The sequence below is a fragment of the Billgrantia tianxiuensis genome (assembly GCF_009834345.1).
Taxonomy (GTDB): domain Bacteria; phylum Pseudomonadota; class Gammaproteobacteria; order Pseudomonadales; family Halomonadaceae; genus Halomonas; species Halomonas tianxiuensis.
Genome location: NZ_CP035042.1, coordinates 371,595 through 394,471, shown reverse-complemented (window position 1 = coordinate 394,471; position 22,877 = coordinate 371,595). Strand labels below are relative to the sequence as shown.

Here is a 22,877-nt window from a genome sequence, read left to right as displayed (position 1 = left end):
GTTTTTTCTTGTGTTTCTCATATCCGGCACGCTTCCTGCCCCTTATGCACCGTCCATCGGGACATTTCATTCACATCGTCAAGGAGCAGACCATGCCGACTCCCTGCTATATCAGCATCGAAGGCCAGACCCAGGGCAACATCACCGCCGGTGCCTTCACCCCGGACTCCGTGGGCAACATCTACGTGGAAGGCCACGAGGACGAGATGCTGGTCCAGGAGTTCAAGCACGTCGTGACCGTGCCCACCGACCCGCAGTCCGGCCAGCCTTCCGGCCAGCGCGCCCACAAGCCGTTCGTCTTCACCGTGGCCCTGAACAAGGCCGTGCCGCTGATGTACAACGCCCTAGCCTCCGGCGAGATGCTGCCCAACGTGGAACTGAAGTGGTACCGCACCTCCGTCGAGGGCAAGCAGGAGCACTTCTTCACCACCACCCTGACCGACGCCACCATCGTCGACATCAACCTGCGCATGCCGCACGCCCAGGACGCCACCAAGGCCGAGTTCACTCAGCTGATGGACGTCTCCCTGGCCTACCGCAAGATCGACTGGGAACACACCGTCGCCGGCACCTCCGGTTCCGACGACTGGCGCGCCCCGATCGAGTCCTGATCGCTTCGTTCTCGCTCCCGCTAGCCGGGTGGGGGCGACGGTTCGCACACGACGCCAGCGCTCGAAGGGAGCGCTGGCGTCGTGGTGTCTTAAGGATGGTCGAGCGTTCAGACGCCTACGCACTGCCGCGCCCGCCTCACGTTGGCCAACAGCAAGCTGCCGGTGGCGGGGTCGGGGATCAATGTGCAGTCGATGTCGTAGAGCCGGCGTACCAGCTCAGTGGTGACGACCTCGCTCGGCGGGCCCGCGGCCACCAGTTGGCCGTTGTGCAGCGCCAGCAGGTGGTCGGCGTAGCGGCAGGCGCTGGCCAGGTCGTGCAGCACCATCACCACGGTGCGCCCCTCGGCGGCAAGGCGCCGCACCAGTTCGAAGACTTCGATCTGGTGGCCGAGATCGAGCGCCGAGGTGGGCTCATCGAGCAGCAGCAGCGGTGTCTGCTGGGCGATGGTCATGGCGATCCAAGCGCGCTGACGTTGACCGCCCGAGAGGGTGTCCAAGGACCGATCCGCTAGCTCGCTCACATCAGCCGCAGCCAGCGCCTTGCCCACCATCCGTTGATCCTCCGCCGACCACTGGCGCAGCCAGCCCTGGTGAGGCTGGCGGCCGAAGCGCACCAGCTCGGCCACGGTCAGCCCCTCCGGGGCGATGGCCTCCTGGGGCAGCAGCGCCAACCGCCGCGCCAGTTCCCGCGCCGGCAGCTGCTGGATATTCCTGCCATCGAGCAGCACGGCCCCTTGCTTGGGCGCGTGCAGCCGCGAGAGGCCGGCCAGCAGGGTGGACTTGCCGCAGCCGTTGGGCCCGACGATGGCGGTGACCTTTCCCGCCGGCAGGGAGAGCGCCAGGCGGTCGATGATGGTCGTATGGCCGTGGCACAGGGTCAGGTCGCGGGTGGCGAGTTCGTGTCGGGTCATGCCAGGTTCCTCGAAGCCGGTCGCAGTAGTATCCACAGCAGCCAGGGGCCGCCCACCACGGCGGTGACGATGCCCACAGGGATCTCGAGGGGCGAGAGCAGCACCCGCCCCGCCAGGTCGGCCAGCACCATCACCAGCGCGCCCGCCAGCGCCGAGGCCACGACCGGCACTCCTCGCGGCGAGGAGAACGAACGGGCGATCTCGGGGCCGATCAGGCCGATCAAACCCACCGGGCCGGCTACGGCGACGGCAAGTCCGGTGAGCAGCACCGAAACCGCCAGTACCTGCCAACGCCGTTGTGAGACGCGCAGGCCGAGAGCGGACGCTACGGCGTCCGAGAAACGCATCAGGCTGAGTGCACGGGTGAGCCAGAGGGCAGCGCCCAAGCCGAGTGGCAAGCCGACGGCGAGCAGCGTGACGGCCCCTGCCGGTCGGGCGTTGAGCGAGCCGACTGTCCAGGGATAGGCGGCGTTGGCGGTATCGATGTGCACCTTGGCCATCAGCAGTTGGGTGATGGCACCGAACACGGCGCCAACTCCAATGCCGGCGACAATGAATCGGTAGCCCTGGGTACCGCCCCCGGCAGCCAGGCCGAAGGTCAGGGCAGCCGCTGTGGTCGCCCCCACCAGGGCCATGGCCGGTGGCGCCAGGGAGACCCCCAGGCCGATCACCGAGGCCACGGCGAAGGCGGTGGCCCCGTTGTCGATACCGATGATGCCGGGGGTGGCCAGGCGGTTGCGAGCCAGGGTCTGCATCAGACAGCCGGCCACGCCGAAGGCGGCGCCGGTAAGGCAGGCAGCGGCCAGTCGCGGCAAGCGCAGTTCCTGCACCAGGAACACGGCCATCATGTCGCCGAGCCCCACCAGTGCCGCCAGCACTGCCTGTGGCGGTAGCGGGCTGCTGCCCATGGCCAAGTAGCCGAACGATGCCATCAGCAGCGCCAACAGCAGGATCAGGGCGGCCACGAAGGCACGTCGATCGATCAACAGGCTATACGGGGCACTGCCGTCAGCCGCCTGCCACGCCAGATGCCAGTGCCCCGGTGGGGCGACGACATCGGTTGCGCCCCCCTCGCATCGTTCTGTATCGGGCCACTGTCGCGCCTGGTTATGGGCTGATGCATCACGGCACATGGAGACTCTTTCCCTTCCCATACTCATCACTCAGAGGGTCGGCATGCGGCGTGCTCGCACCACGGCCACCAGCACCGGGGCGCCACACAAGGCAGTGAGCACTCCCAGCGGCATTTCCGAAGGCGCGACCAGCAACCGCGAGACGATGTCGGCCGCAATCACCATCAGCGGCCCCAGCGGCAGACAGAACCACAGGGTACGGCGAATGTCGGGGCCGGCCAGCGCCCGGGCGGCGAACGGTACGACCAGGCCGATGAAGGCGATGGGGCCGGCCGTGGCGGTGGCCGCTCCTACCAGCAGCGCCACGGCCACGATAACCAGCAGCCGGATCAGCCCCGGGCGGTGCCCAAGGCCACTCGCGATCCGTTCGCCAAGCGCCATTGCCGCCAAGGGACGGGCCACGGCAAGTACCAACCCGCCGGCCAGCAACAGGCTAGGCAGGATGGCAACGAGATGCTCGAGGCGCCGGCCAGCCAGGCTGCCGACGATCCAGAAGCGGATCTCGTCGGCGGCGCGCTGATCGAACAACAGCAATAGTGAAGTGAGCGAGAGCAGTAGGCCCGTCAGCGCAGCGCCAGCCAACACCAGCCGCACCGGATCATTGCCGGCTCCACTTACCCGGGCCACACCCAGTACGCAGAGACAGCCCGCCATGGCGCCGAGCTGGGCCACGCCGACCCGCATCGTCGTTGCCGTAGCACCCAATAGCAGCGCCAGCGCGACGGCGAAAGCCGCACCCGCGCTGACACCCAGTAGTCCCGGCTCGGCCAGCGGGTTACGTGTGACCGCCTGCAGCAGAGCGCCAGCCACGCCAAGCGACAACCCCACCACCAGTCCGATCAGGGTACGCGGCAAACGCAGCGAGCCGAGAACGAACCTGGCTTCGGCATCGCCCTGCCCCATCAATACGGCAAGCGCCCGGGCCGGGCCGACATCACCGGCCCCCAACAGCAGGCTGGCCAGGCAAACCAGGGCTAGTAACACTATCAGGCCCGCCAGCCTCAGGGTGAGGCGGCGGGCCGCAAGAGCGCCCGTGCGGGAAACCGCGTCCATCAAGGCGACAGCGCGGTGTCTAGCTCGTCAAGGATCGCCAGTGCCGCCAGCGGGCCGGTGGCACTCGTCCACAGCTGGCCATCGACCGGTACGACCTGATCGCGAGCCACCACGTCGAGTCGGGAGAAGGCCGGCGACGCCCTGGCGGCCTCGAGTGCGTCGCGTCCTTCCTCGTTGAGGGTGGCCAGGAACAGCCAGTCGGCATCGACGCGAGAAAGGTTCTCCAGGCTCAGGGTATCGCTGTGCGGTTTGCTCTCTTCCACCAGGCCGGCATCGTGGATCTCTACGCCGGCGGCACGTACCAGTCCAGCGGTAAACAGGTCGGCGGACAAGACCATGGGACCTTGCGGCATCCAACGTACCAACACAGCACTGGGCGCCTCATCGGCCACGATGCGCTCGGCAATCTCGGCGGCCCTGGCATCGACCTGTTCGAGCAACGCTTCGACTTCCGCCCCGCGCCCCAAGGCCTGGGCATGCAGACGCGCCTCATCCCGCCACAGCTCGGGGTCAAGCCCTTCGGACAGCGGCACCACGGTAGGGGCCATGCGCGAGAGCAGCCGGTACTGTGCCTCCGATAGCTGTGGCGGGGCCAGGATCAGGTCCGGCCCCAGCCTCAATACGGCCTCTAGATTGATCTCGCGCACCACGCCGACAATAGTCGGGCGCTCGCCGTCGAGATGAGCCTCGATGTAGCGGGCCACACCGTCGCCGCCACGGGTGGTCACGGCACCCAAGGGCATGATGCCGACCGCCAGGGCGGTATCGAGAGCGCCCTCGTGAAGGGTAACCACCCGCTGTGGAGCATCGGGCACGACTACCTCGCCAAAGGCCGTTTCCACGCTTCTCTCGGCCCAGACCATCGTGGGCGTCAGCGCCAGCATTACCGCAGCCAGCCAGAACCAGCACTTCGCCCTTTCACCGATTCGCCCACGGTTCATTGTCGTTCCCCATGCCAAAAGAAAAATATGTAATGCGAATTATTATCACAATCAAGCCGCGTGGTCGCCATGGAACGAGACGTTGCCGATTGCGCAACGGCCTTGCTCGCCTCACTAACAATAATGGTTTTTATTTGCATATGCGTAGAGTACACTGTTCGGCCATATGCAACGCAAACCTGGCGCTGGAGACCTAGATGTACGATCTCGACGAGCTTCTCGCCTTTGACCATGTCATGCGCTCCGGCAGTCTGACTCGCAGTGCCCGCGCCCTGAACCTGGCCAAGTCGACATTGAGCCGGCGCATCTCCCAGCTAGAACGCCAATTGGGCCAGTCGCTGCTGCGCCGTCAGTCCAATCGCCTGCTACCCACCGAGGCCGGCCAGCTGTTCCACGCCTACTGCCGGCAAATTCTCGAGCTTGCCGAACAAAGCCATCAGGCCTTGGAGGAACTGAGCGAAGAGGTCAGCGGCGAGCTGCATGTGGCTACGCATAACGCTCTGGCGCGTAGCTGGCTGGCTTCTAGCCTGGCGCAGTTCATGAGCCTTCATCCCGCCGTGCGTCTGACCCTGCAGACCTGTCCCACGCCGCCCCTGTCTGCCGAGAGTCAAATCGTGACTCTCTGGCTGGGGGAGGTCCACGGCAGCGAATTGCGCCAGGAAACGCTGGGCTGGCTTGGTCGGAGCCTATACGGTCACCCCGATTACTTCGTCCAGCGCGGTCATCCGCAGCATCCTCGCGAGCTCACTCAGCACGCCTGGATCGATCTGCTCGGCGAAGCCGAGCATGGGCTGATCCTTACCCATCCACAGCAAGGTGAGTTTCGTTTCACACCCCCTGAATCGCGCTTTCGCGTCGACCAGCAGATGCTGCATGGCGATACCATCGCCCGCGGTCATGGGCTGGGAATCATGCCTGACTGGATGGCAGCGGCACGCGAGCGAGCCCATCCCGGTACGCTTGAGCGCTGTTTGCCGGAATGGAGCCTTGCCCCTACGCCTGTAACGCTGCTCTATCCCTACGGCCCGCGTCCTCGGCGCTTGAGTGCCTTGCTCACCTTCTTGCGCCAAGCCACGCCTGCCGAGTGGGAACCGAGCCTTGGTGAGCCAGGCACTGTTCACGGTATGGCCCACCCGGCAGTCGTTGCACGGCACGCAACGTAATGTTGCCCGGCTTCCTCCTGAGCAAAGGGAACTTTTCGCATTAGAATCACCTGCGTTTGATAATCAATATCATTTCACGCAAAGCAGGTGATCTCATGCTCCACTCTCGCCGCACCGCGCTGGTCGTCGCGATTGCCAGTGCGCCAATTGCCTTTGCCGCTCAGGCTGAGGACGCCAAGCGCCTCGATAGCATCGTCGTGACCGCCGCCGGCTTCGAACAGGCACTCAACGACGCCCCTGCCAGCATCTCGGTGATTCCCCGCGAAGAACTGGAGCGCAAGCGCTACTCGAACATTGCTGAGGCCATCGCCGATGTGCCCGGCGTCGACGTCCGTTCAGGCATGGGCAAGACAGGCGGGTTGAACGTGAGTATTCGCGGGATGCCGAGCAACTATACGTTGATCCTGATCGACGGCCGCCGGCAAAACGCCTCGGGCGACGTGACGCCCAACGGTTTCGGCGAAACCGCCACCAGCTTCATGCCGCCACTGTCTGCCATCGAACGTATCGAAGTCATTCGTGGCCCCATGTCGACCCTGTACGGCTCCGATGCCATGGGTGGCGTCATCAATGTCATTACCCGCCCCGTCAGCGACACCTGGGCAGGCAGTGTCACACTGGACACCACCTTCCAGCAGGACCGGGATGCGGGCAACTCCCAAGGTATCAGCTTCTACACCTCGGGCCCGCTGATCGACGATGTGTTGGGTCTTCAACTGCGCGGTCGTCTATTCGATCGCGATGCTTCCGAGCGCCTGATTCCCGACAGCGCCGGACGCGATCCTCGCGCCACCGAAGCACGGATCTACTCGCTGGGCGGTCGGCTGACACTACGCGCCGATGACAGCAACTCCGTCTGGTTGGACGCGGAGCGCGCTCGTCAGAGCTACTCCAACGACGACTGCCGCCTGGGTACGCTGGACGGCACCAATCGCGCCACTTGCGAGCCCCAGCCAGGCCAGTTCTGGGGCTATGAGGACGAGCTGCGCTTCAACCGCGACCAGATAGCCATCGGCCATACCGGACGCTTCGAAGCCGGTACGCTGGAGAGCAGCCTCACTCACAACACGACCGAAACCCTGGGTCGCACCCTGCCGGCAGGCAGCGCACCAGAGTACGGCTACGAGGCGCAGGGAGGCGAGCCACGGCTGCTGGAGAACCGGGATATCGTCTTCGATACCAAGTTCACCATGCCATTCGATACTCACATGCTCACCATGGGCGGCCAGTACATCGACGCCCGCCTCGAAGACGGCGCGGCTGGCGATCAAGCCTTCGAACAGCAAAGCTGGGCGCTGTTCGCCGAAGACGAATGGTGGCTACGCGACGACCTGGCGCTCACACTGGGCGGTCGCTACGAGCATCATGATGCCTTCGGCGGTCACTTCAGTCCGCGCGGCTATCTGGTCTGGAACACCACCGACCATTGGACGCTCAAGGGCGGCGTCAGCCGGGGCTACAAGACACCGACACTCAACCAGCTGCATGACGGCATTACCGGCTTCGGCAATCAGGGGCAAACGGTCACCATCGGCTCGCCCGATCTCGAGCCTGAGAAAAGCACCAACTACGAGCTGGGCGCTATTTACGACAACCTGGGCGGTCTGACGGTCAGCGGTACGGCCTTCTATAACCGCTTTACCGACCGCATTGCCGAAGGCGCGGAGATCCCCAACTGCCTGCACCCGGACGGCAATGTTCCCGGCTGCATCAGCGTGGGCAACTTCTCCCAACAGACCGGCTTCACCCAGCTGCTCAACATCGATGAGGCAAGAACCCGGGGCATCGAGCTGGAGGCGCGCTACCGTTTTGCTCCCGCTTGGGAGGTTCGTGGCGGCTATACCTATACCGACACCGAGATCACTTCGGGCGAGGAAGAGGGCATGCTGCTCACCAACGCACCCAAGCACAAGCTGACCGCCAGCCTGGGCTGGGACGTGACGGAAAGGCTCAATACCACTCTCGAAGGCGAGTACTACTCCTCACGCGAACGGTTCAGCGACGGCATTCCGACGGGTGGTCAAGACCTGGCGCTATACGAGCAAGTGGGCAACAGGCTGGATGGCTACGAACTGTTCCACCTGCGTACCACGTACCGCTTCTCCGACCGGGTGCGCCTGACCGGCACGATCTACAACCTGCTCGACAAGGACTTCGGCAAGTCGGACAGCTACGAGTGGCAGGGTGATACGTATCAAGCCTACCGTTACACCCAAACCGGTCGCTCCACCGACGGCGTCGCCCTGGATGGCCGCAGTTTCTGGCTCTCCGCGACCTATGAGTTCTGACCGTCTCACTGTGCGGTTTTCGATCGTACCTGCCCCGGCCTGCCGCCGGGGCTTTTCTGTATCCGCCACCTTCAGCGATTCCTGTCGATCCTCAGCGTCACCGAATAACGGTAGTCGCGCTCCATCGTTCCGAAGGAGCTGGGGCTGGCATGGGGAGTGGTCACCCGCAGGTACCAGACGCCCGGCTCGAGCTGGCGCTCGATCCGGAAGTTACCGTTGCGGCCGCTGTTCCAGTCACGCTCCACCACCTGTCCGTTGGCATCGAGTAGCTGTCCTGCAGGTTCCACCAGCCCGGTATCGCCTGGGAAGGTGTGGCTCTCCAGCACCACGCGGGCGGGAGCATCCAGGGTAAAGGTGAAGTAACGCTGCCCCGCGGTCATGGCCTCGTAGGACCGACCGGGTACCAGCTCGGTCGCGCTATCCCGCGGGTCCCAGGTGCCGGCACAGCCGGTCAACAGCAGCAGGGAGCCGAGCAGCAGAGCAGACAAGATACGGTTCATTGGCAGACTCCTTTCCGATTAGGCCAGCCCTTCACGTTCAGCCTAAACCCAACAGCCGTGCCACGCCCAGCCAGATCAGGCGCAGCGCCAGCAGGGTCAGCGTCCACTTGAAGAAAAAGTCGAAGCGGTGATCGGTCACCCGGTTCAGCAGGCGCAGGCCCAGCCAGGTTCCGACGAACCCTGCCACCACCATCGCCAGCATCAGCCCCAGCCAGTCACGAAAGACGAAGCCGGCAAAGCCGAAGATGAACGCCTTGGTGGTGTGCTGGAGCGTCATGCAGGTGGCGAAAGTGGCCACCCGTGGCAGCCGCTCGCTCATGCCGAGCTTGATGAACGAGGCCACCATGGGGCCGCTGGCGCCGACGAAACTGGAGAGCAGGGTGGTAAGCGCACCGGCGATCACGGTGCCGGTGCGTCCCACCGCCCGCTGGGGCAGGCCCGGCCCCCAGCAGGAGTAGAGCACGAAGGCGGCGATACACAGCTCCAGCACGCCGTAAGGCAGGCGAATCAGCAACCAGGCTGCCACCACGGCGCCAACGATCACCCCGGGAAGGAAGGCCGCGACGATGTCGCGGCGCACGTGACGCCAGGTCATCGCCGCGCGACCGCCGTTGGAGCCGAGCTGGACCATGCCGTGCACCGGGATCAGTGCCGTGGCCGGCATCACCTGGGCCATGGCGATGATCAGCAGCGTGCCCCCACCGATGCCGGCCGCCGCAGAGAGCGCCGAAGTCGCCACGGAAAGCAGCACCAGGGCCAGGTTGACCCCGGCCGCCAGCGGCGAGAGCAGTTCCAGCATCAGGCCGTGCGCCTCATGGCAACCTGCCCTCCTCGACGCCGTGGCACGCCACCTCGCTGCCGTCGCTGCGCGCGATCAGCCGCGGCACCTCGGCCTGGCAGCGGGCGTTGGCGTGAGGGCAGCGCGGATGGAAGGCGCAGCCGGAGGGTGGATGCACCGGGTTGGGCACCTCGCCCTGGATCACGCTGCGCTCCTTGCCCACGCCCTCCAGCGACGGCACCGCGGCCAGCAGCATCTTCGAGTAGGGATGGTGGGGGTTCTCGAAGAGCTGGTCGGCCGGGGCGATCTCGGCGATGCGCCCCAGGTACATCACTGCGATGCGGTCCGACATGTGCTTGACCACCGCCATGTCGTGGCTGATGAACAGGTACGTCAGGCCGTATTCGTCCTGCAGGTCGCGCATCAGGTTGAGGATCTGCGCCTGCACCGAGACGTCCAGCGCCGAGGTGGGCTCGTCGCAGATCATGAACTCCGGCTCGTTGGCGAGTGCCCGGGCGATGGAGATACGCTGACGCTGGCCGCCGGAGAACTCGTGCGGGTAGCGGTTGGCATCCATGGCCGACATCCCCACCTGCTCGAGCAGCTCGCCCACCCGGCGGCGGCGGTCGGTGGCGCTCATCTCGGGGCGGAAGAAGCGCAGTGGCTCGCCGATGATGGTGCCCACCCGCCACAGCGGGTTGAGGCTGGCGTAGGGGTCCTGGAAGATCATCTGGAAACGCTTGCGCACGCTGGCGGCCTGGCGCCCGGTACGGCTGGCCAGGTCGCTGATGTCCTCGCCGTCGAACACCAGCCTGCCGCGGGTGAGCCCGTAGAGCCCCACCACCAGCCGCGCCACGGTGGACTTGCCGCAGCCCGACTCGCCCACCAGCGAGAGGGTCTCGCCGCGGCGAATGGAGAAGCCCACACCGTCCACCGCCTTGAGCGTGAGCCGTTCGCTGCGCTCGATGACCCGGTTGAGCCAAGGCTTGGAAACGTCGAAATAGCGCGCCAGGTCCTGGGCTTCGAGCAGGATCTCGCCCTGCGCCGCCGTGGTCTTTTTCACTGCCGTATCAGCGCACATGGCTCACCTCCCGTCCCTCTGCATCCTGCCGCGGCGGCAGCGGGTCGACCGGGTCGTGCAGCCAGCAGGCCGCCCGGCTGCCCTCTGCCGGCATTAGGTCCGGCCTCTCGTCACGACAGCGCTGCTGGGCATGAGGGCAGCGCGGGTTGAAGGCGCAGCCCGAAGGAATCGCCGCCAGCCGCGGCATGGAACCCTCGATCTGGTAGAGGCGCTCGAGTTTCTTTGTAATGCCGGGAATCGAGGCCATCAGCCCCTTGGTGTAGGGGTGCTGCGGGTTGCGCACCACCTCGTCGACCGGGCCGATCTCGATCAGCCGGCCGGCGTACATCACCGCCACCCGGTCGGCAGTCTCGGCGATCACGCCCATGTCGTGGGTGACCAGCATCACCGCGGTGCCATGGTCGGCACACAGGCGCTTGAGCAGGGCGAGAATCTGCGCCTGCACCGAGACGTCCAGCGCCGTGGTGGGTTCGTCGGCGATGATGAACTCGGGGCGCGCCGCCAGCGCCAGGGCGATCACCACGCGCTGGCGCATACCGCCGGAGAACTGGTGCGGGTAGCTGTCTAGCCGGTTCTCGGGAGCGGGAATGCCCACTTCACGCAGCAGCTTGAGCGCCTCTTCGCGAGCCTGGCGCTCGCTCATCGGCAGGTGCGCGCGGATGGTCTCCACCAGTTGGTCGCCAATCGAAAACAGCGGGTTGAGGCTGGTCAGCGGGTCCTGGAAGATCATGCCGATATGACGGCCGCGCAGCGGCACGAATTCGTCTTCCGGCAGGTGATCGATGCGCTTGCCCGAGAGGTGAATCTCCCCCGAGGCGATGCGCCCGGGCGGCTCGAGCAGCCGGATCACGGCGTTGCCGGTCATCGACTTGCCGGCCCCGGACTCGCCTACCACGCCCAGCACTTCGCCGGGAGCGATGTCGAAGGAGACGTCATCGAGCGCCACCAGAGTGCCATGGCGGGTCGGGAACTCCACCCGCAGATGGCGTACGGAAAGGACCGGCTCCTGCCCTGCGGTGTCGGGCTCGTGACCCGCCTCCGGAGCAGCGCTGCGCTGAGCCAGGCGTTGATTATCGGAGCTTGGGGTTGAGGACATCACGCAACCAGTCTCCCAGCAAGTTGACGGAGAGCGCCAGCATCAGCAGCGCCGCCCCGGGGAAGAGCAGGATCCACCACTCTCCCGAGAACATGTAATCCTGGCCCACCCGGATAAGGGTGCCCAGGCTCGGCTGGGTGGCCGGCATGCCGACCCCCAGGAATGACAGCGTGGCCTCGGCGATGATGGCCAGCGCCAGCCCGATGGTGCCGATCACCAGCACCGGCCGCAGCACGTTGGGCAGGATGTGCTGGAACAGGATCTTGCGCGCCGGCAGCCCGATCACCCGCGCTGCCTGCACGTACTCCTTGCTCTTCTCCACCATGGTGGCGCCGCGCACCGCACGGGCATACTGCACCCAGTCGGAGAGCCCGATGGCAATGATCAGCACGATAATCGCCACCTCGGCGTGCATCGAGCGCGGCAGGAAGCCGCGAATGACGCCGAAGATCAACAGCGCCATCAGGATCGACGGGAAGGTGAGCTGTACGTCGGCGATGCGCATGATCAGCGCGTCGCGCCAGCCTCCGCGGAAGCCCGCCAACAGGCCCAGGGCGGTGCCCATCACCAGGGCGAAGATCACCGCGGCGAAGCCCACCAGCAGCGAGATGCGCGAGCCGTAGAGAATCGCCGAGAAGACGTCGCGGCCCTGGCTGTCGCTGCCCAGCAGGTAGAAGTTGCCGGTGAAGTCAGAGGTCGTCAGCGGCGGCGTGAAGGCATCGATCAGCTCAAGCTGACGCGGATCGAAGGGGTTCTGCGGCGCGATCCACGGCGCGAACAGGGCCGCCGCGAACATGGTCAGCGTCACCAGGGTGGCGAGTATTACCACCGGCTGGCGCTTCCATGAGTAGACGACATCGCTGTCGAGGAAGGTACGCCACTTGCTCGGCTTGGGGGGAACCACCGGCGCGGCACTCTCCCGGGTCTGGATATCCTGGCTCATTTGCCACCTCCCTGGGCCCGCAGCCGTGGGTCGACGGCGTAGTAGAGCAGATCCACCACCAGATTGATGACCACGAACACCAGCGCGATCATCATCAGGTAAGCGGCCATGACCGGCACGTCGACGAAACGCACGGCGGTGATGAACAGGGCTCCCACGCCGGGCCACTGGAAGACCGTCTCGGTGATTATCGCAAAAGCGATGATGGTGCCGAGCTGCAGGCCGATGATGGTAATGACCGGGATCATGGTGTTCTTCAGCGCGTGGCGCAGATGTACCACTCGCTTCGACAGCCCCCGCGCCCGCGCGAACTTGATGTAGTCGGTGCTCAGCACCTCGAGCATCTCGGCGCGCACCAGGCGCATGATCAGCGTGAGCTGGAACAGCCCCAGGGTGATCGCCGGAAGGATCAGCGAGCGCAGGCCGCTTGCCGTCAGTAGCCCGGTGGACCACCAGTTGCCGATGCGCACCGTCTCGCCGCGGCCGAAGGCCGGCAGTATGCCGAGCTCCACGGCGAATATGTAGATCAGCAGCACGCCGATCAGGAAGGTGGGCAGCGACACGCCGATCAGCGAGGCGGTCATGATGAAGTTGGCCAGCCAGCTGCGCCGGCGTAGCGCCGTATAGATGCCCAGCACGATGCCCATGACCACGGCGAAGATCGCCGAGATGATGGCCAGCTCCAGGGTGGCGGGCAGCCGTTCGAGGATCAGGTCGGTGACCGGACGGGCCGAGCGGTAGGAGATGCCGAACTCGAACTGAGCGGCATTGACAATGAAATTCCAGAACTGCACCACCACCGGCTGGTCGAGACCGAGCTGTGCCCGCAGTGCGGCGCGGTCGGCTTCGGTGGCTTCCTGCCCGAGCATGTTGAGCACCGGGTCGCCGACGTAGTGGAACAGCGAGAACGAGATGAGCGCGACCACGAACATCACGAAGATGGCCTGCAGCACGCGCTGGATCAGAAACGCTAGCATGGGATCACCAAATACGACGATGCCCCCGGCGGCTTGTGGCCACCGGGGGCGCGTCTCGAGAGACGTTTACTTGTTGAACTTCAGGTATTTGAAGTGCGGCGTATTCTCGCTCTGCACCTTGAAGTCGATATCGTCACGCATCGACCAGGTCAGCATCTGGTGGTGGATCGGGATGTAGAGGATCTCATCATGCACGATCTCCCATGCCTCGCGGATCATCTCGTTGCGCGCTTCCTCATCCGTCTCCTGGCCCATGGCCACGGTCAGCTCGTCCACCCGCTCGTCGGAGTAGCCGGTGAAGTTCCAGGTGCCGTGGTTCCCATCCTTGGTGTGGTAGAGGTAATTGAAGATGTACTCGGAGTCCATGGTGGGCACGCCCCATCCCAGCAGGTAGAAGTCGTACTCCTCGCGGGCCAGCTCGGCAAAGTGCAGCGAGCGGGTCTGCGCCACCAGGTCCACGGTGATGCCGATGCGCGCCAGCATGCTGACCACCGCCTGGCAGATCTGCTCGTCGTTGACGTAACGATCGTTGGGGCAGTGCAGGGTGACGCGGAAGCCGTCGCCGTAGCCGGCCTCCTCCATCAGCTCCCGGGCACGGTCGACGTCGGCCGGCAATACCTCGTCCATCTCCTCGCTGTAACCGTTGACGAAGGGCGGCGCGATCATGCCGGCCGGCTGGGAGTTGCCGCGCATCACCGCGCGCTGGATGGTGGTGGCATCCACCGCCAGGTTGATCGCCTCGCGCACGCGGCGGTCGGCGAAAGGATTGTCGTCGGTATCGGCGGTGCGCAGCTGGGCCGAGCCCACGTCCATGCCGAGGAAGATGGTGCGGTTCTCGGCACCCTGCTCGTTCTTGATACCGTCGGCATTGGCCAGGCGCTCGATGTCCTGAACCGGGGTCTCCTGCAGGAAGTCGACCTCGCCGGAGAGCAGCGCCGCCACGCGGGTGGAGGCCGACTCGATGGGCGTGAATACCAGGCGGCTGATCTCCATCGGGTAGTGATCGATACCCCAGTAGTCGTCGTTACGTACGAACACGGTGCGCACGTCGGGCTCGCGGCTCTCGACGCGGAACGGGCCGGTACCGTTGGCATTACGCACCGCGTAGGTTTCCTCGCCGGCAGAGTAATTCTGCGCCTCTTCCACCCCGTGCTCCTCGGCCCACTCGCGGCTCATGATGAACAGGTTGGTGAAGTTGTTGGGCAGCAGCGGGTTGGGCTCGTGGGTCTCGATCTCGACGGTGTAGTCATCCACGGCACGCACCTCGGAAATCGAGGTAAGCAGGCCGCGCATGTCCGCGGGCTCGCGACGGGCGCGGTCGATGGAGAACACCACGTCGTCGGCGGTCAGCGACTGGCCTTCATGGAAGGTCACGCCCTCGCGGATCTTGAAGACCCAGACGGTGGGTTCGTCTTCCTTCACGTGCCACTCGGTGGCCAGGCCAGGCTGGTACTCGACGTCCATGTCCTGATAGACGAGGGTATCGAAGATCTGATGGTTGACCGAGTGGGTCGGCCCCTCGTTCTGGGAGTGGGGGTCCATGGTCAGGCTGTCCGCGGAGCGGGTCCAGCGCAGGGTTTCAGCATTCGCGGTAGTAGCCAGCATGGCGCCGATCACGGCGGTGGCCAGAAGAGTCTTGTTAGGTAGCATCTTGTTATTTCCTCAATCAAGCGTTTGATGGGCATGCGCCCTGGAGAGGTTTCTCCCATACCTTAGCCAAGAAAGCCAGAATTAACTTAGGAATGCTTTTCAGCGCTGTTTCGACTATTGGCAGTTGCATTTGCCGTATCGAGGCCGATTCTTGGGAAACTGCTCGGTTGGTTCCGCTTCGCCGACAAAAGACGAAAATACTGAATCAAGGGGAAACCCATCATGACGCTACTGCTGACGACTCGAGTCCCACCGGAGTGGGTCGACTACAACGGCCACATGAACGATGCCGAATACGCCAGGGTGTTCTCGCTGGCGGTGGATACGCTAATGGAACGGACCGGCCTCGATGCCGAGGGGCGCGAGCGTCTCGCCTACACCCTCTTCACCTTGGAGACCCACCTCTGCTACCGGCGCGAGGCCCACCAGGGGCAGGCGCTGGCTGTCGAGGTGCTGCTGCTCGACCGCGACGCCAAGCGCCTGCACGTCTTCTTCACCATGAGCGACGAAGCCGGCGAGACCCTCGCCACCAGCGAACAGATGCTGATGGGCATCGACACGAGCAGCCACCGCCCCGCGCCCTTTCCGCCGGAGATAGCCGAGCAGATCGACACCCTGCCCCAGGCCGAGCCCGCCGCCTGGCCTGCGGCGGCCGGGCGACGGATCGGTATCCCGCGGCGTTGAGGAGGGATTACAGCTTGCGTTCCAACTCCGGCAGCACCTCGAACAGGTCGCCAACCAGGCCGTAATCGGCCACTTGGAAGATCGGTGCCTCCTCGTCCTTGTTGATCGCCACGATCACCTTGGAGTCCTTCATGCCGGCCAGGTGCTGGATGGCTCCCGAGATGCCCACGGCGATGTAGAGCTCCGGCGCGACGATCTTGCCGGTCTGGCCCACCTGCATGTCGTTGGGCACGAAGCCGGCGTCCACCGCCGCCCGTGAGGCGCCAATGGCGGCCCCCAGCTTGTCGGCGATACCTTCGAGCAGCTTGAAGTTCTCGCCGCTGCCCATGCCGCGCCCGCCGGAGATGACCACCCGCGCACCGCCCAGCTCGGGGCGATCGCTCTGGGCCAGTTCCTGCTTGATGAAGGTGGACTGGGTGTTCTCGGCCACGACCTCGACGCTCTCGACGCTGGCGCTACCGCCGGCTGACACCGCATCGAACGCCGTGGTGCGCACGGTGATCACCTTGAGGCTGTCGGCACTCTTGACCGTGGCGATGGCGTTGCCGGCATAGATCGGGCGCTTGAAGGTGTCGGCATCGACCACTTCAACGATCTCGGAGAGCTGGCTGACGTCCTTCAATGCGGCGACGCGCGGCAGCACGTTCTTGCCGGTGGTGGAGGCAGCAGCGAGGAGATGGGAATAGTCACCGGCCAGCTCGACCAGCAGCGCACCCAGGGGTTCGGCCAGCTGGTGGGCGTAGGCGGCGTTGTCGGCCACCCGCACCTTGCTCACGCCGTCGAGCTTGGCAGCGGCCTCGGCCACGGCGGAGACGTTCTCGCCAGCGACCAGGATGTCGATGTCGCCGCCAATGGTCTCTTTCACTTTCTGGGCCGCCGCGACCACGTGGGCGGTGGCGCCGGCGAGCTGGCCGTCGTGATGTTCGGCGAGTACCAGAATGCTCATGAATGTCTCTCCTTTCTAAGCTCGGTGTTCAAAGAACGGGGTTACAGCACTTTGGCTTCGTTCTTGAGTTTGTCGATCAGCTCATCGACGGAGCCCACCTTGATGCCGCCCTTGCGCTCGGCCGGCGATTCGACCTTGAGCAGCGTGAGCTTGCTGGCCACCTCGACGCCGTAATCGGCCGGGCTCTTGACGTCGAGCGGCTTCTTCTTGGCCTTCATGATGTCGGGCAGCTTGGCGTAGCGCGGCTCGTTGAGGCGAAGGTCGGTGGTGATCACCGCCGGCAGGGTCAGCTCGACGGTCTGCAGGCCGCCGTCCACCTCACGGGTCACCTGGACCTTGCCACCGTCCACCTTCACCTCGGAGGCGAAGGTACCCTGGGGCAGGCCGGCCAGGGCGGCGAGCATCTGGCCGGTCTGGTTGTTGTCGGTATCGATGGCCTGCTTGCCGAGAATGACGAGACCGGGCTGCTCCTCTTCCACCACCTTGGCCAGCAGCTTGGCCGCGGCCAGCGACTCGACGCGCTCTTCGGTCTCGGCTGACGTATCGATATGCACGGCCCGGTCGGCGCCCAGCGCCAGCGCGGTGCGCAGCTGCTCCTGGGCGGCCTTGGGGCCGATGGTCACGGCGACCACTTCCGTCGCCACCCCGCGCTCCTTCAGCCGCACCGCCTCTTCCACGGCGATCTCGCAGAAGGGGTTCATGGCCATCTTGACGTTGGTGAGGTCGACGTCGGAGTGATCCGGCTTGACGCGGATCTTGACGTTGTAGTCGATGACGCGTTTGACCGCGACGAGGATCTTCATTGCATACTCTCCAGACTCTTGATCGATTGTTTTCTTTTCGGGTGCGAAGCCTATCGTGAACCTGTCGCGGCCCGATGCGCAGCATCGAGGCCACGATGAATCGCCTGGCCGATGCCCTCATCCACCATCGTTCTCAGCCCCTTGGCCGTGGTGCCGTCATAGCCAATCAGCCGCTCCACCATGTCGCCAGGGTCGGTACCCAACTTCTCCAGCAGCAGGCTGCCACCCACCAGGGTCTGCATGACGGCCTCGCGGGCGATCTCGTCGGAGAGTCCCGCGCTCCTGGCGTGCTCCAGCATCGATTGGGCCAACAAGGCGGGATAAGCCGGCCCGGCACCGCTCAAGGCCGTCAGGTAGTCGAGATCGCCCTCGCGGGGAAGCTCACGCGCCGTGCCACAGCTCGCCAACAGCGCCTGGACGAGCCGCTTGTCGTCATCGGAGACCTGCGGTGAGGCAAACCACGGAAGGTAAGCTCGACGGATCTCCGCCGCGGCGTTCGGCATGGCGCGCACCACCCGATCGCTGCCCACCTGACTTGCGACCTCCTGCAAGGAGGCCATCGCCAGCAGTGAGATGACTAGCTTGTCACCGGTTTCGATGTCGAGGCCGGCGAGATCCGCCGGACGCACGGAGAGCACGATGATGTCCGCCAGGGCGACCAGCTCACGGCTGTCCTTGACACAACGCACTTCTGGCCAATCACGGTAGGCCTCGCCACGGCCGGAGCGCGAGGAGATCACCAGTCGGTCTGGAGACAGCACCTTCTGCTCCAGCAGAGCCACACCCAGTGAATGCCCCATCCACCCCTGCCCACCGATGATGCCGATAACAGCGTCTTGCGGCATGGTTTCACCTCCTATTGTGCAGACCTACATCCCGCCCCAGGCGTTTCTTGTCTCTTCATGATGAGCTAACACGCTCAGGGTCTTTTCTACTCATGTACACTGGTGTACATTCAGGTGACGAGTGTGTACATCCGTGGCTGACAATGTCAAGCACACAACAAAAGGGAGACCCGACCATGGCCAACGACCCGCTGTTGCAGCCCTTCCAGCTCAAGCATCTCACCCTGAAAAACCGGCTCATGATGACCTCCCACGAGCCTGCCTACCCCGAGGACGGGATGCCCAAGGCGCTCTATCGTGCCTATCACGTCGAGCGGGCCAAGGCCGGCATCGGCCTGACCATGACCGCCGGGTCCGCGGCGGTGGCCAAGGACAGCCCGCCGGTGTTCAACAACATCCTGGCCTACAAGGATGAGGTGGTGCCGTGGATGAAGGAACTCACCGACGCCTGCCATGAGCATGGCACGGCGGTAATGATCCAGCTGACTCACCTGGGCCGGCGCACCCGTTGGGACAAGGGCGACTGGCTGCCGGCGGTATCCCCCTCTCATCGTCGTGAAGCGTCCCACCGCGCCTACCCCAAGCAGGTCGAGGACTGGGATATCGAGCGCCTGATCAGCGATTACGCCGACGCCGCCGAACGCATGCACGCTGCCGGCCTCGACGGCATCGAGCTGATGGCCTATGGCCACCTGATGGACCAGTTCTGGTCGCCGCTGACCAACACTCTTGAGGCCCCGTATGGGGGCGATCTCGACAACCGCCTGCGCTTCACCTTCGACGTGCTGCGTGCCATTCGCCAGCGGGTCGGTGAGGAATTCATCGTCGGTATGCGCTATACCGGCGACGAGATGCTGGAAGGCGGGCTCACGGCCAGCGACGGCATGGCGATCTCGCAGCGCCTGAAGGACAGCGGCTTGGTCGATTTCCTCAACGTGGTGCGCGGGCATATCGACACCGACCCGGGACTCACCGACGTGATTCCCATCCAGGGCATGCCCAGCGCCCCGCACCTCGACTTCGCCGGGGAGATCAAGCGCCAGGTCGATTTCCCCACCTTCCACGGCGCCAAGATTCAGGACGTCGCCACCGCCCGCCATGCCATCGCCTCGGGCAAGGTCGACATGGTCGGCATGACCCGTGCCCACATGGCCGATCCGCACATCGTGCGCAAGATCGTCGAGGGCCGCGAGGAGGAGATCCGCCCCTGCGTCGGCGCTAATTACTGTCTCGACCGCATCTACCAGGGCGGCGCCGCCTACTGCATTCACAACGCCGCCACCGGGCGCGAGACCACCATGCCCCACACCATCCCCAAGGCAGCGAACAAGCGCCGGGTGGTGATCATCGGTGCTGGCCCCGCAGGGCTGGAGGCTGCCCGTGTCGCCGGCGAACGGGGCCATGAGGTAGTGGTGCTGGAGGCCGCCAGCAATGCCGGCGGACAGGTGCGCCTCACGGCGCAGAGCGAGCGGCGCCGCGAGATGATGGGCATCATCGACTGGCGCCTGGAGCGCTGTGAGGCACTCGGCGTCGAGATCCGCTACAACGTCTGGGCCGAGGTCGAGGACGTGCTCGCCGAAAAGCCGGACGTGGTGATCGTGGCCACCGGCGGCTACCCCATGGAAGACCAGCCCACTGTCGGACACGACCTGGTGGTCAACACCTGGGATATCCTGTCGGGCCACGTGCCGCCGGGCAGCCGGGTACTCCTTTTCGACGATGCCGGCGATCATGCCGCCATGCAGGCCGCGGAGATCATTGCCGCCACCGGGGCCGAGCTCGAGATCATGACACCGGACCGCACCTTCTCGGCAGAAATCATGGCCATGAACCTGGTGCCGTACATGCGCTCCCTGCAGCGGCCCAACGTCACCTTCACGCCTACTTATCGGCTGAAATCCGTGGAGCGGGACGGCGGCGAGCTGCTCGCCAGGATCACCAGCGACTACGTCCCCGCAGGCAAGCAGGACCTGAACTACGAGCGGCGTATCGACCAGGTGGTAGTCAACTATGGCATCACGCCGATGGCCGACGTCTATTTCGAGCTGAAGCCGCACTCCAGCAACGGCGGCGAGGTCAACTACGAGGACTTGATCGTCGGCCGGCCCCAGGCCGTCGTTCGCCATTCCGGCGATGGTTTCCAGCTGTTCCGGATCGGCGATGCGGTGTCGTCCCGCAATACCCACGCGGCGATCTACGACGCCCTGCGGCTGGTGAAGGAATTGTGATGCGCAAAGGCTGGAAAATAAGTATGTAGGCTCAAAGCTGGGTTGCTTGAAACTACAAGCGTCATACCACTACCGACAAGTCCAAAGGGGGCAGTAATGGCATTCAAGAGAACCATACACGCCATAGATACGCATGCAGGCGAACCTATGCGCGTCGTCACTGGTGGCATTCCCAACATACCCGGCAAGACGGTGCATGAGAAAATGGTATGGTTGCGGGAAAATGATGACCAACTGCGCAAGTTAATGCTCCGTGAGCCCCGTGGCTACCCACCTCTCTGCTGCAATGTCATTGTGCCCCCATGCCATCCCGAAGCCGATGCTGGCTACGTCATCATGGAGCAGATCGAATATCCGGTCATGTCTGGTGGCAACACTATTTCCGTGGCAACGGTACTGCTCGAGATGGGGATGTTGCCGATGCAGGAGCCCGTTACGGAACTCGTTCTCGAGGCACCGGCCGGGCTCATTCGCATCAGGGCAGAATGCAAGGATGGCAAGGTAAAGAACGTCACTTTCAGGAATGTACCTGCTTTTGCCGCCTATCTCGACACGGAAATAGACGTTCCCCATCTGGGCAAGGTGACTGTAGACGTAGGATGGGGAGGTATGTTCTATGTCATTGCCGATGTCCGCCAGTTCCCTTGGATAGAACTTACCCCGAGCATGGCGCGGAAATAACACGGGTTTCGGCCATGATCAGGCAGGCAGCCATTGAACAATTGCCCGTCGAACATCCTGACTATCCAAGGATTGGCATTACGATCTCGCAGCTTTCCGGGCCGGCAAGTAGTCCAGACGCAGACTGGAAGAATGTCGTGACAGTGGCGTCTGGTGATTTCGATTGGGATAAGCCCAGCACCTGGACAGGTGCCATCGACCGCTGCCCATGCGGGACGGGAACATGCGCAAAAATGGCAGTCCTTCATGCCAAGGGCGAGCTACCGTTGAATCAAGACTTTCGCCACCAGGGAATCCTGGGCAATGTGTTTACGGGTCGGCTGATCGAGGAAACGGAAGTTGGTGCGCGAAAAGCGGTCATTCCTACCATTTCAGGAACGAGCTGGATTTACGGTATCAATACGTACGTACTGGATAACGACGACCCTTTCACAGAAGGATTCTGTGTGCAGGACATCTGGGCCTGAGTGAAAGGAGCCGCCGTCTAACCATCCGCCGCTTACAAGAAGCGGCGGATTTTCTCAAGCACTACCGCGTCGATGTTAATGCGCCCCTCATCCGAACTACTGCTTCGTACTGGGCGGCGGTTGGGCGCGTAGGTACCGCCACGTTCGGCGATTCGGTCAAGATGCTGGGTCAGGCGGGTGGAAAAACGGTCGTCAATAGCGGTGGGTTGAATCGCAATGATCGTCAAACCAGCGTCGATCACCTGATCCCCATTCTGGAAATCCGGCATGTCGAGTGACCATGAGGCACCGGATAGTCCCGCAGCAAGGCACTCGACCATCAGCGCCACATTAGCACCTTTCGTACCGCCAAATGCCAAGAGTGCGCCACGCAGTCCGGCTGCTGCATCGGTGGTCACATTGCCTGTTTCGTCGATCGCCCAGCCTTCGGGAATCTTTCGACCCTCTTCCGCCGCTTTTACCAGGTTGACGAAGGCCGTTGCACTGGATGCCTGGTCAATGACCAGCGGTGCATCAACATCGGCCAAGGGGCGGCAAACGCCATCGGGTTGGTACCGAAAATGACTTTGCCACTGGGGGAGCCTACCACCACGGCCGGACTGTTGGACACGGCAAGAGCGATCACGCCCTCCAGGGCAAGACGGCGAACATAGTAGCCCAATTCACCGGTGGTATAGCTGTTGCCTTGGGTGAAAATCGTAACGCCCAGTTTCTTGGTGTTCTCGACAAGCGACGGCATGGCCAAATCGAAGCCGAGTTGCGCAATGCCCCCATTCGCATCCGAGTGGATGATGGCAGGCAGGGGTGAAGTAATTTTCGGCTCTGCTTCCGTGTTAATGCGTCCTTCACGAAAACCGGAAAGGTAATCCAGCAGATGAGGAAATCCGACGCCAGGATGTCCGAAAAGTGCCGCTGAAACTGTCGCCTTCGCCAAGGAACTTGCTGCGGCCGGGTTGGCGCCTACAGCGAGACAGGCCTGCTCAACCAACGCCTCGGCATCATGGGTGGAAAGTGTTTGCTGGCTCAAGGAAAGATACTCCACATATTCTTAAATGTTGGCTTTTCGGAACCGCCCCAGAAGGTGAACTTAATTACAAT

The 22,877-nt window shown here is 64.1% G+C and carries 23 protein-coding genes; 7 read left to right on the top strand and 16 right to left on the bottom strand.

Annotated elements, in window-relative coordinates; translation table 11 throughout:
- Positions 1-92: 92 nt before the first annotated feature.
- Positions 93-611 carry an Hcp family type VI secretion system effector gene (locus EKK97_RS01800; protein WP_159548349.1) on the top strand — a complete coding sequence of 173 codons (519 nt, stop codon included), beginning with the start codon at positions 93-95 and terminating at the stop codon, positions 609-611.
- A 107-nt stretch (positions 612-718) separates the two neighbouring features.
- Here the strand turns inward: EKK97_RS01800 and EKK97_RS01795 are convergent, their stop codons facing one another.
- From EKK97_RS01795 to EKK97_RS01780, 4 genes are all read right to left on the bottom strand, one after another.
- A complete protein-coding gene (locus EKK97_RS01795; protein WP_159548347.1) occupies positions 719-1,522 on the bottom strand; it encodes an ABC transporter ATP-binding protein in 804 nt (267 codons plus the stop codon).
- A complete protein-coding gene (locus EKK97_RS01790) occupies positions 1,519-2,655 on the bottom strand; it encodes a FecCD family ABC transporter permease (RefSeq protein WP_159548344.1) in 1,137 nt (378 codons plus the stop codon). Before EKK97_RS01790 ends, EKK97_RS01795 begins: the two co-directional genes overlap by 4 nt.
- A 30-nt stretch (positions 2,656-2,685) precedes the next feature.
- Positions 2,686-3,642: a FecCD family ABC transporter permease gene (locus tag EKK97_RS01785; RefSeq protein WP_159555655.1), complete on the bottom strand. Its 957-nt coding sequence runs from the start codon at positions 3,640-3,642 to the stop codon at positions 2,686-2,688.
- A gap of 65 nt (positions 3,643-3,707) precedes the next feature.
- Positions 3,708-4,649 (bottom strand): ABC transporter substrate-binding protein, encoded by a 942-nt coding sequence (locus EKK97_RS01780; RefSeq protein ID WP_201296993.1) that lies wholly within the window; start codon positions 4,647-4,649, stop codon positions 3,708-3,710.
- A gap of 197 nt (positions 4,650-4,846) precedes the next feature.
- Between EKK97_RS01780 and EKK97_RS01775 the strand changes: the two genes are divergently transcribed.
- Both EKK97_RS01775 and EKK97_RS01770 read left to right on the top strand, forming a co-directional pair.
- A complete protein-coding gene (locus tag EKK97_RS01775; protein WP_159548341.1) occupies positions 4,847-5,812 on the top strand; it encodes a LysR family transcriptional regulator in 966 nt (321 codons plus the stop codon).
- A gap of 95 nt (positions 5,813-5,907) precedes the next feature.
- Complete coding sequence (locus EKK97_RS01770; RefSeq protein WP_159548338.1) at positions 5,908-8,100, top strand: TonB-dependent receptor domain-containing protein; 2,193 nt, start codon at positions 5,908-5,910, stop codon at positions 8,098-8,100.
- Positions 8,101-8,171: 71 nt separating this feature from the next.
- Here the strand turns inward: EKK97_RS01770 and EKK97_RS01765 are convergent, their stop codons facing one another.
- From EKK97_RS01765 to EKK97_RS01735, 7 genes are all read right to left on the bottom strand, one after another.
- Positions 8,172-8,600: a hypothetical protein gene (locus EKK97_RS01765; protein WP_159548335.1), complete on the bottom strand. Its 429-nt coding sequence runs from the start codon at positions 8,598-8,600 to the stop codon at positions 8,172-8,174.
- A 37-nt stretch (positions 8,601-8,637) separates the two neighbouring features.
- Positions 8,638-9,399, bottom strand: a complete 762-nt coding sequence (locus EKK97_RS01760) for a sulfite exporter TauE/SafE family protein (RefSeq protein WP_159548332.1) — start codon at positions 9,397-9,399, stop codon at positions 8,638-8,640.
- 13 nt (positions 9,400-9,412) lie between these two features.
- Positions 9,413-10,459, bottom strand: coding sequence for an ABC transporter ATP-binding protein (locus tag EKK97_RS01755; protein WP_159548329.1), 1,047 nt, complete (start codon positions 10,457-10,459; stop codon positions 9,413-9,415).
- Complete coding sequence (locus tag EKK97_RS01750; RefSeq protein WP_234286948.1) at positions 10,449-11,555, bottom strand: ABC transporter ATP-binding protein; 1,107 nt, start codon at positions 11,553-11,555, stop codon at positions 10,449-10,451. Before EKK97_RS01750 ends, EKK97_RS01755 begins: the two co-directional genes overlap by 11 nt.
- The gene (locus EKK97_RS01745; protein ID WP_159548326.1) at positions 11,530-12,498 is read right to left on the bottom strand and encodes an ABC transporter permease; all 969 of its coding nucleotides are present in this window, start codon (positions 12,496-12,498) and stop codon (positions 11,530-11,532) included. The genes EKK97_RS01750 and EKK97_RS01745 overlap by 26 nt, the downstream gene beginning before the upstream one ends.
- Positions 12,495-13,475: an ABC transporter permease gene (locus tag EKK97_RS01740; RefSeq protein WP_159548323.1), complete on the bottom strand. Its 981-nt coding sequence runs from the start codon at positions 13,473-13,475 to the stop codon at positions 12,495-12,497. Before EKK97_RS01740 ends, EKK97_RS01745 begins: the two co-directional genes overlap by 4 nt.
- 66 nt (positions 13,476-13,541) lie before the next feature.
- Complete coding sequence (locus tag EKK97_RS01735) at positions 13,542-15,125, bottom strand: ABC transporter substrate-binding protein (protein ID WP_159548320.1); 1,584 nt, start codon at positions 15,123-15,125, stop codon at positions 13,542-13,544.
- A 222-nt stretch (positions 15,126-15,347) separates the two neighbouring features.
- Between EKK97_RS01735 and EKK97_RS01730 the strand changes: the two genes are divergently transcribed.
- Positions 15,348-15,809 (top strand): thioesterase family protein, encoded by a 462-nt coding sequence (locus tag EKK97_RS01730; RefSeq protein ID WP_159548317.1) that lies wholly within the window; start codon positions 15,348-15,350, stop codon positions 15,807-15,809.
- Between the two features lie 7 nt (positions 15,810-15,816).
- Here the strand turns inward: EKK97_RS01730 and EKK97_RS01725 are convergent, their stop codons facing one another.
- From EKK97_RS01725 to EKK97_RS01715, 3 genes are read right to left on the bottom strand one after another with little or no spacing between them, the layout of a single operon-like run.
- Positions 15,817-16,755, bottom strand: coding sequence for an electron transfer flavoprotein subunit alpha/FixB family protein (locus EKK97_RS01725; protein ID WP_159548314.1), 939 nt, complete (start codon positions 16,753-16,755; stop codon positions 15,817-15,819).
- 41 nt (positions 16,756-16,796) lie between these two features.
- Entirely contained in the window at positions 16,797-17,558 is a 762-nt protein-coding gene (locus tag EKK97_RS01720; RefSeq protein ID WP_159548311.1) for an electron transfer flavoprotein subunit beta/FixA family protein, read from the bottom strand.
- Positions 17,559-17,608: 50 nt separating this feature from the next.
- Positions 17,609-18,403 (bottom strand): pyrroline-5-carboxylate reductase family protein, encoded by a 795-nt coding sequence (locus EKK97_RS01715; protein WP_159548308.1) that lies wholly within the window; start codon positions 18,401-18,403, stop codon positions 17,609-17,611.
- A 176-nt stretch (positions 18,404-18,579) separates the two neighbouring features.
- On the opposite strand from EKK97_RS01715, the gene EKK97_RS01710 reads away from it, so the two are divergent.
- From EKK97_RS01710 to EKK97_RS25255, 3 genes are all read left to right on the top strand, one after another.
- On the top strand, positions 18,580-20,631 hold the full coding sequence (locus tag EKK97_RS01710) for an NADH:flavin oxidoreductase (protein WP_159548305.1): 2,052 nt from the start codon (positions 18,580-18,582) through the stop codon (positions 20,629-20,631).
- A gap of 147 nt (positions 20,632-20,778) precedes the next feature.
- Entirely contained in the window at positions 20,779-21,312 is a 534-nt protein-coding gene (locus EKK97_RS25260) for a proline racemase family protein (protein ID WP_201296992.1), read from the top strand.
- A gap of 14 nt (positions 21,313-21,326) precedes the next feature.
- On the top strand, positions 21,327-21,779 hold the full coding sequence (locus tag EKK97_RS25255) for a proline racemase family protein (RefSeq protein WP_201296991.1): 453 nt from the start codon (positions 21,327-21,329) through the stop codon (positions 21,777-21,779).
- Between the two features lie 32 nt (positions 21,780-21,811).
- On the opposite strand, the gene EKK97_RS24195 is transcribed toward EKK97_RS25255, so the two are convergent.
- Both EKK97_RS24195 and EKK97_RS24190 read right to left on the bottom strand, forming a co-directional pair.
- Positions 21,812-22,306 (bottom strand): Ldh family oxidoreductase, encoded by a 495-nt coding sequence (locus EKK97_RS24195; protein ID WP_236551354.1) that lies wholly within the window; start codon positions 22,304-22,306, stop codon positions 21,812-21,814.
- Positions 22,237-22,806 carry an Ldh family oxidoreductase gene (locus tag EKK97_RS24190; RefSeq protein WP_236551353.1) on the bottom strand — a complete coding sequence of 190 codons (570 nt, stop codon included), beginning with the start codon at positions 22,804-22,806 and terminating at the stop codon, positions 22,237-22,239. The genes EKK97_RS24195 and EKK97_RS24190 overlap by 70 nt, the downstream gene beginning before the upstream one ends.
- Positions 22,807-22,877: the final 71 nt, after the last annotated feature.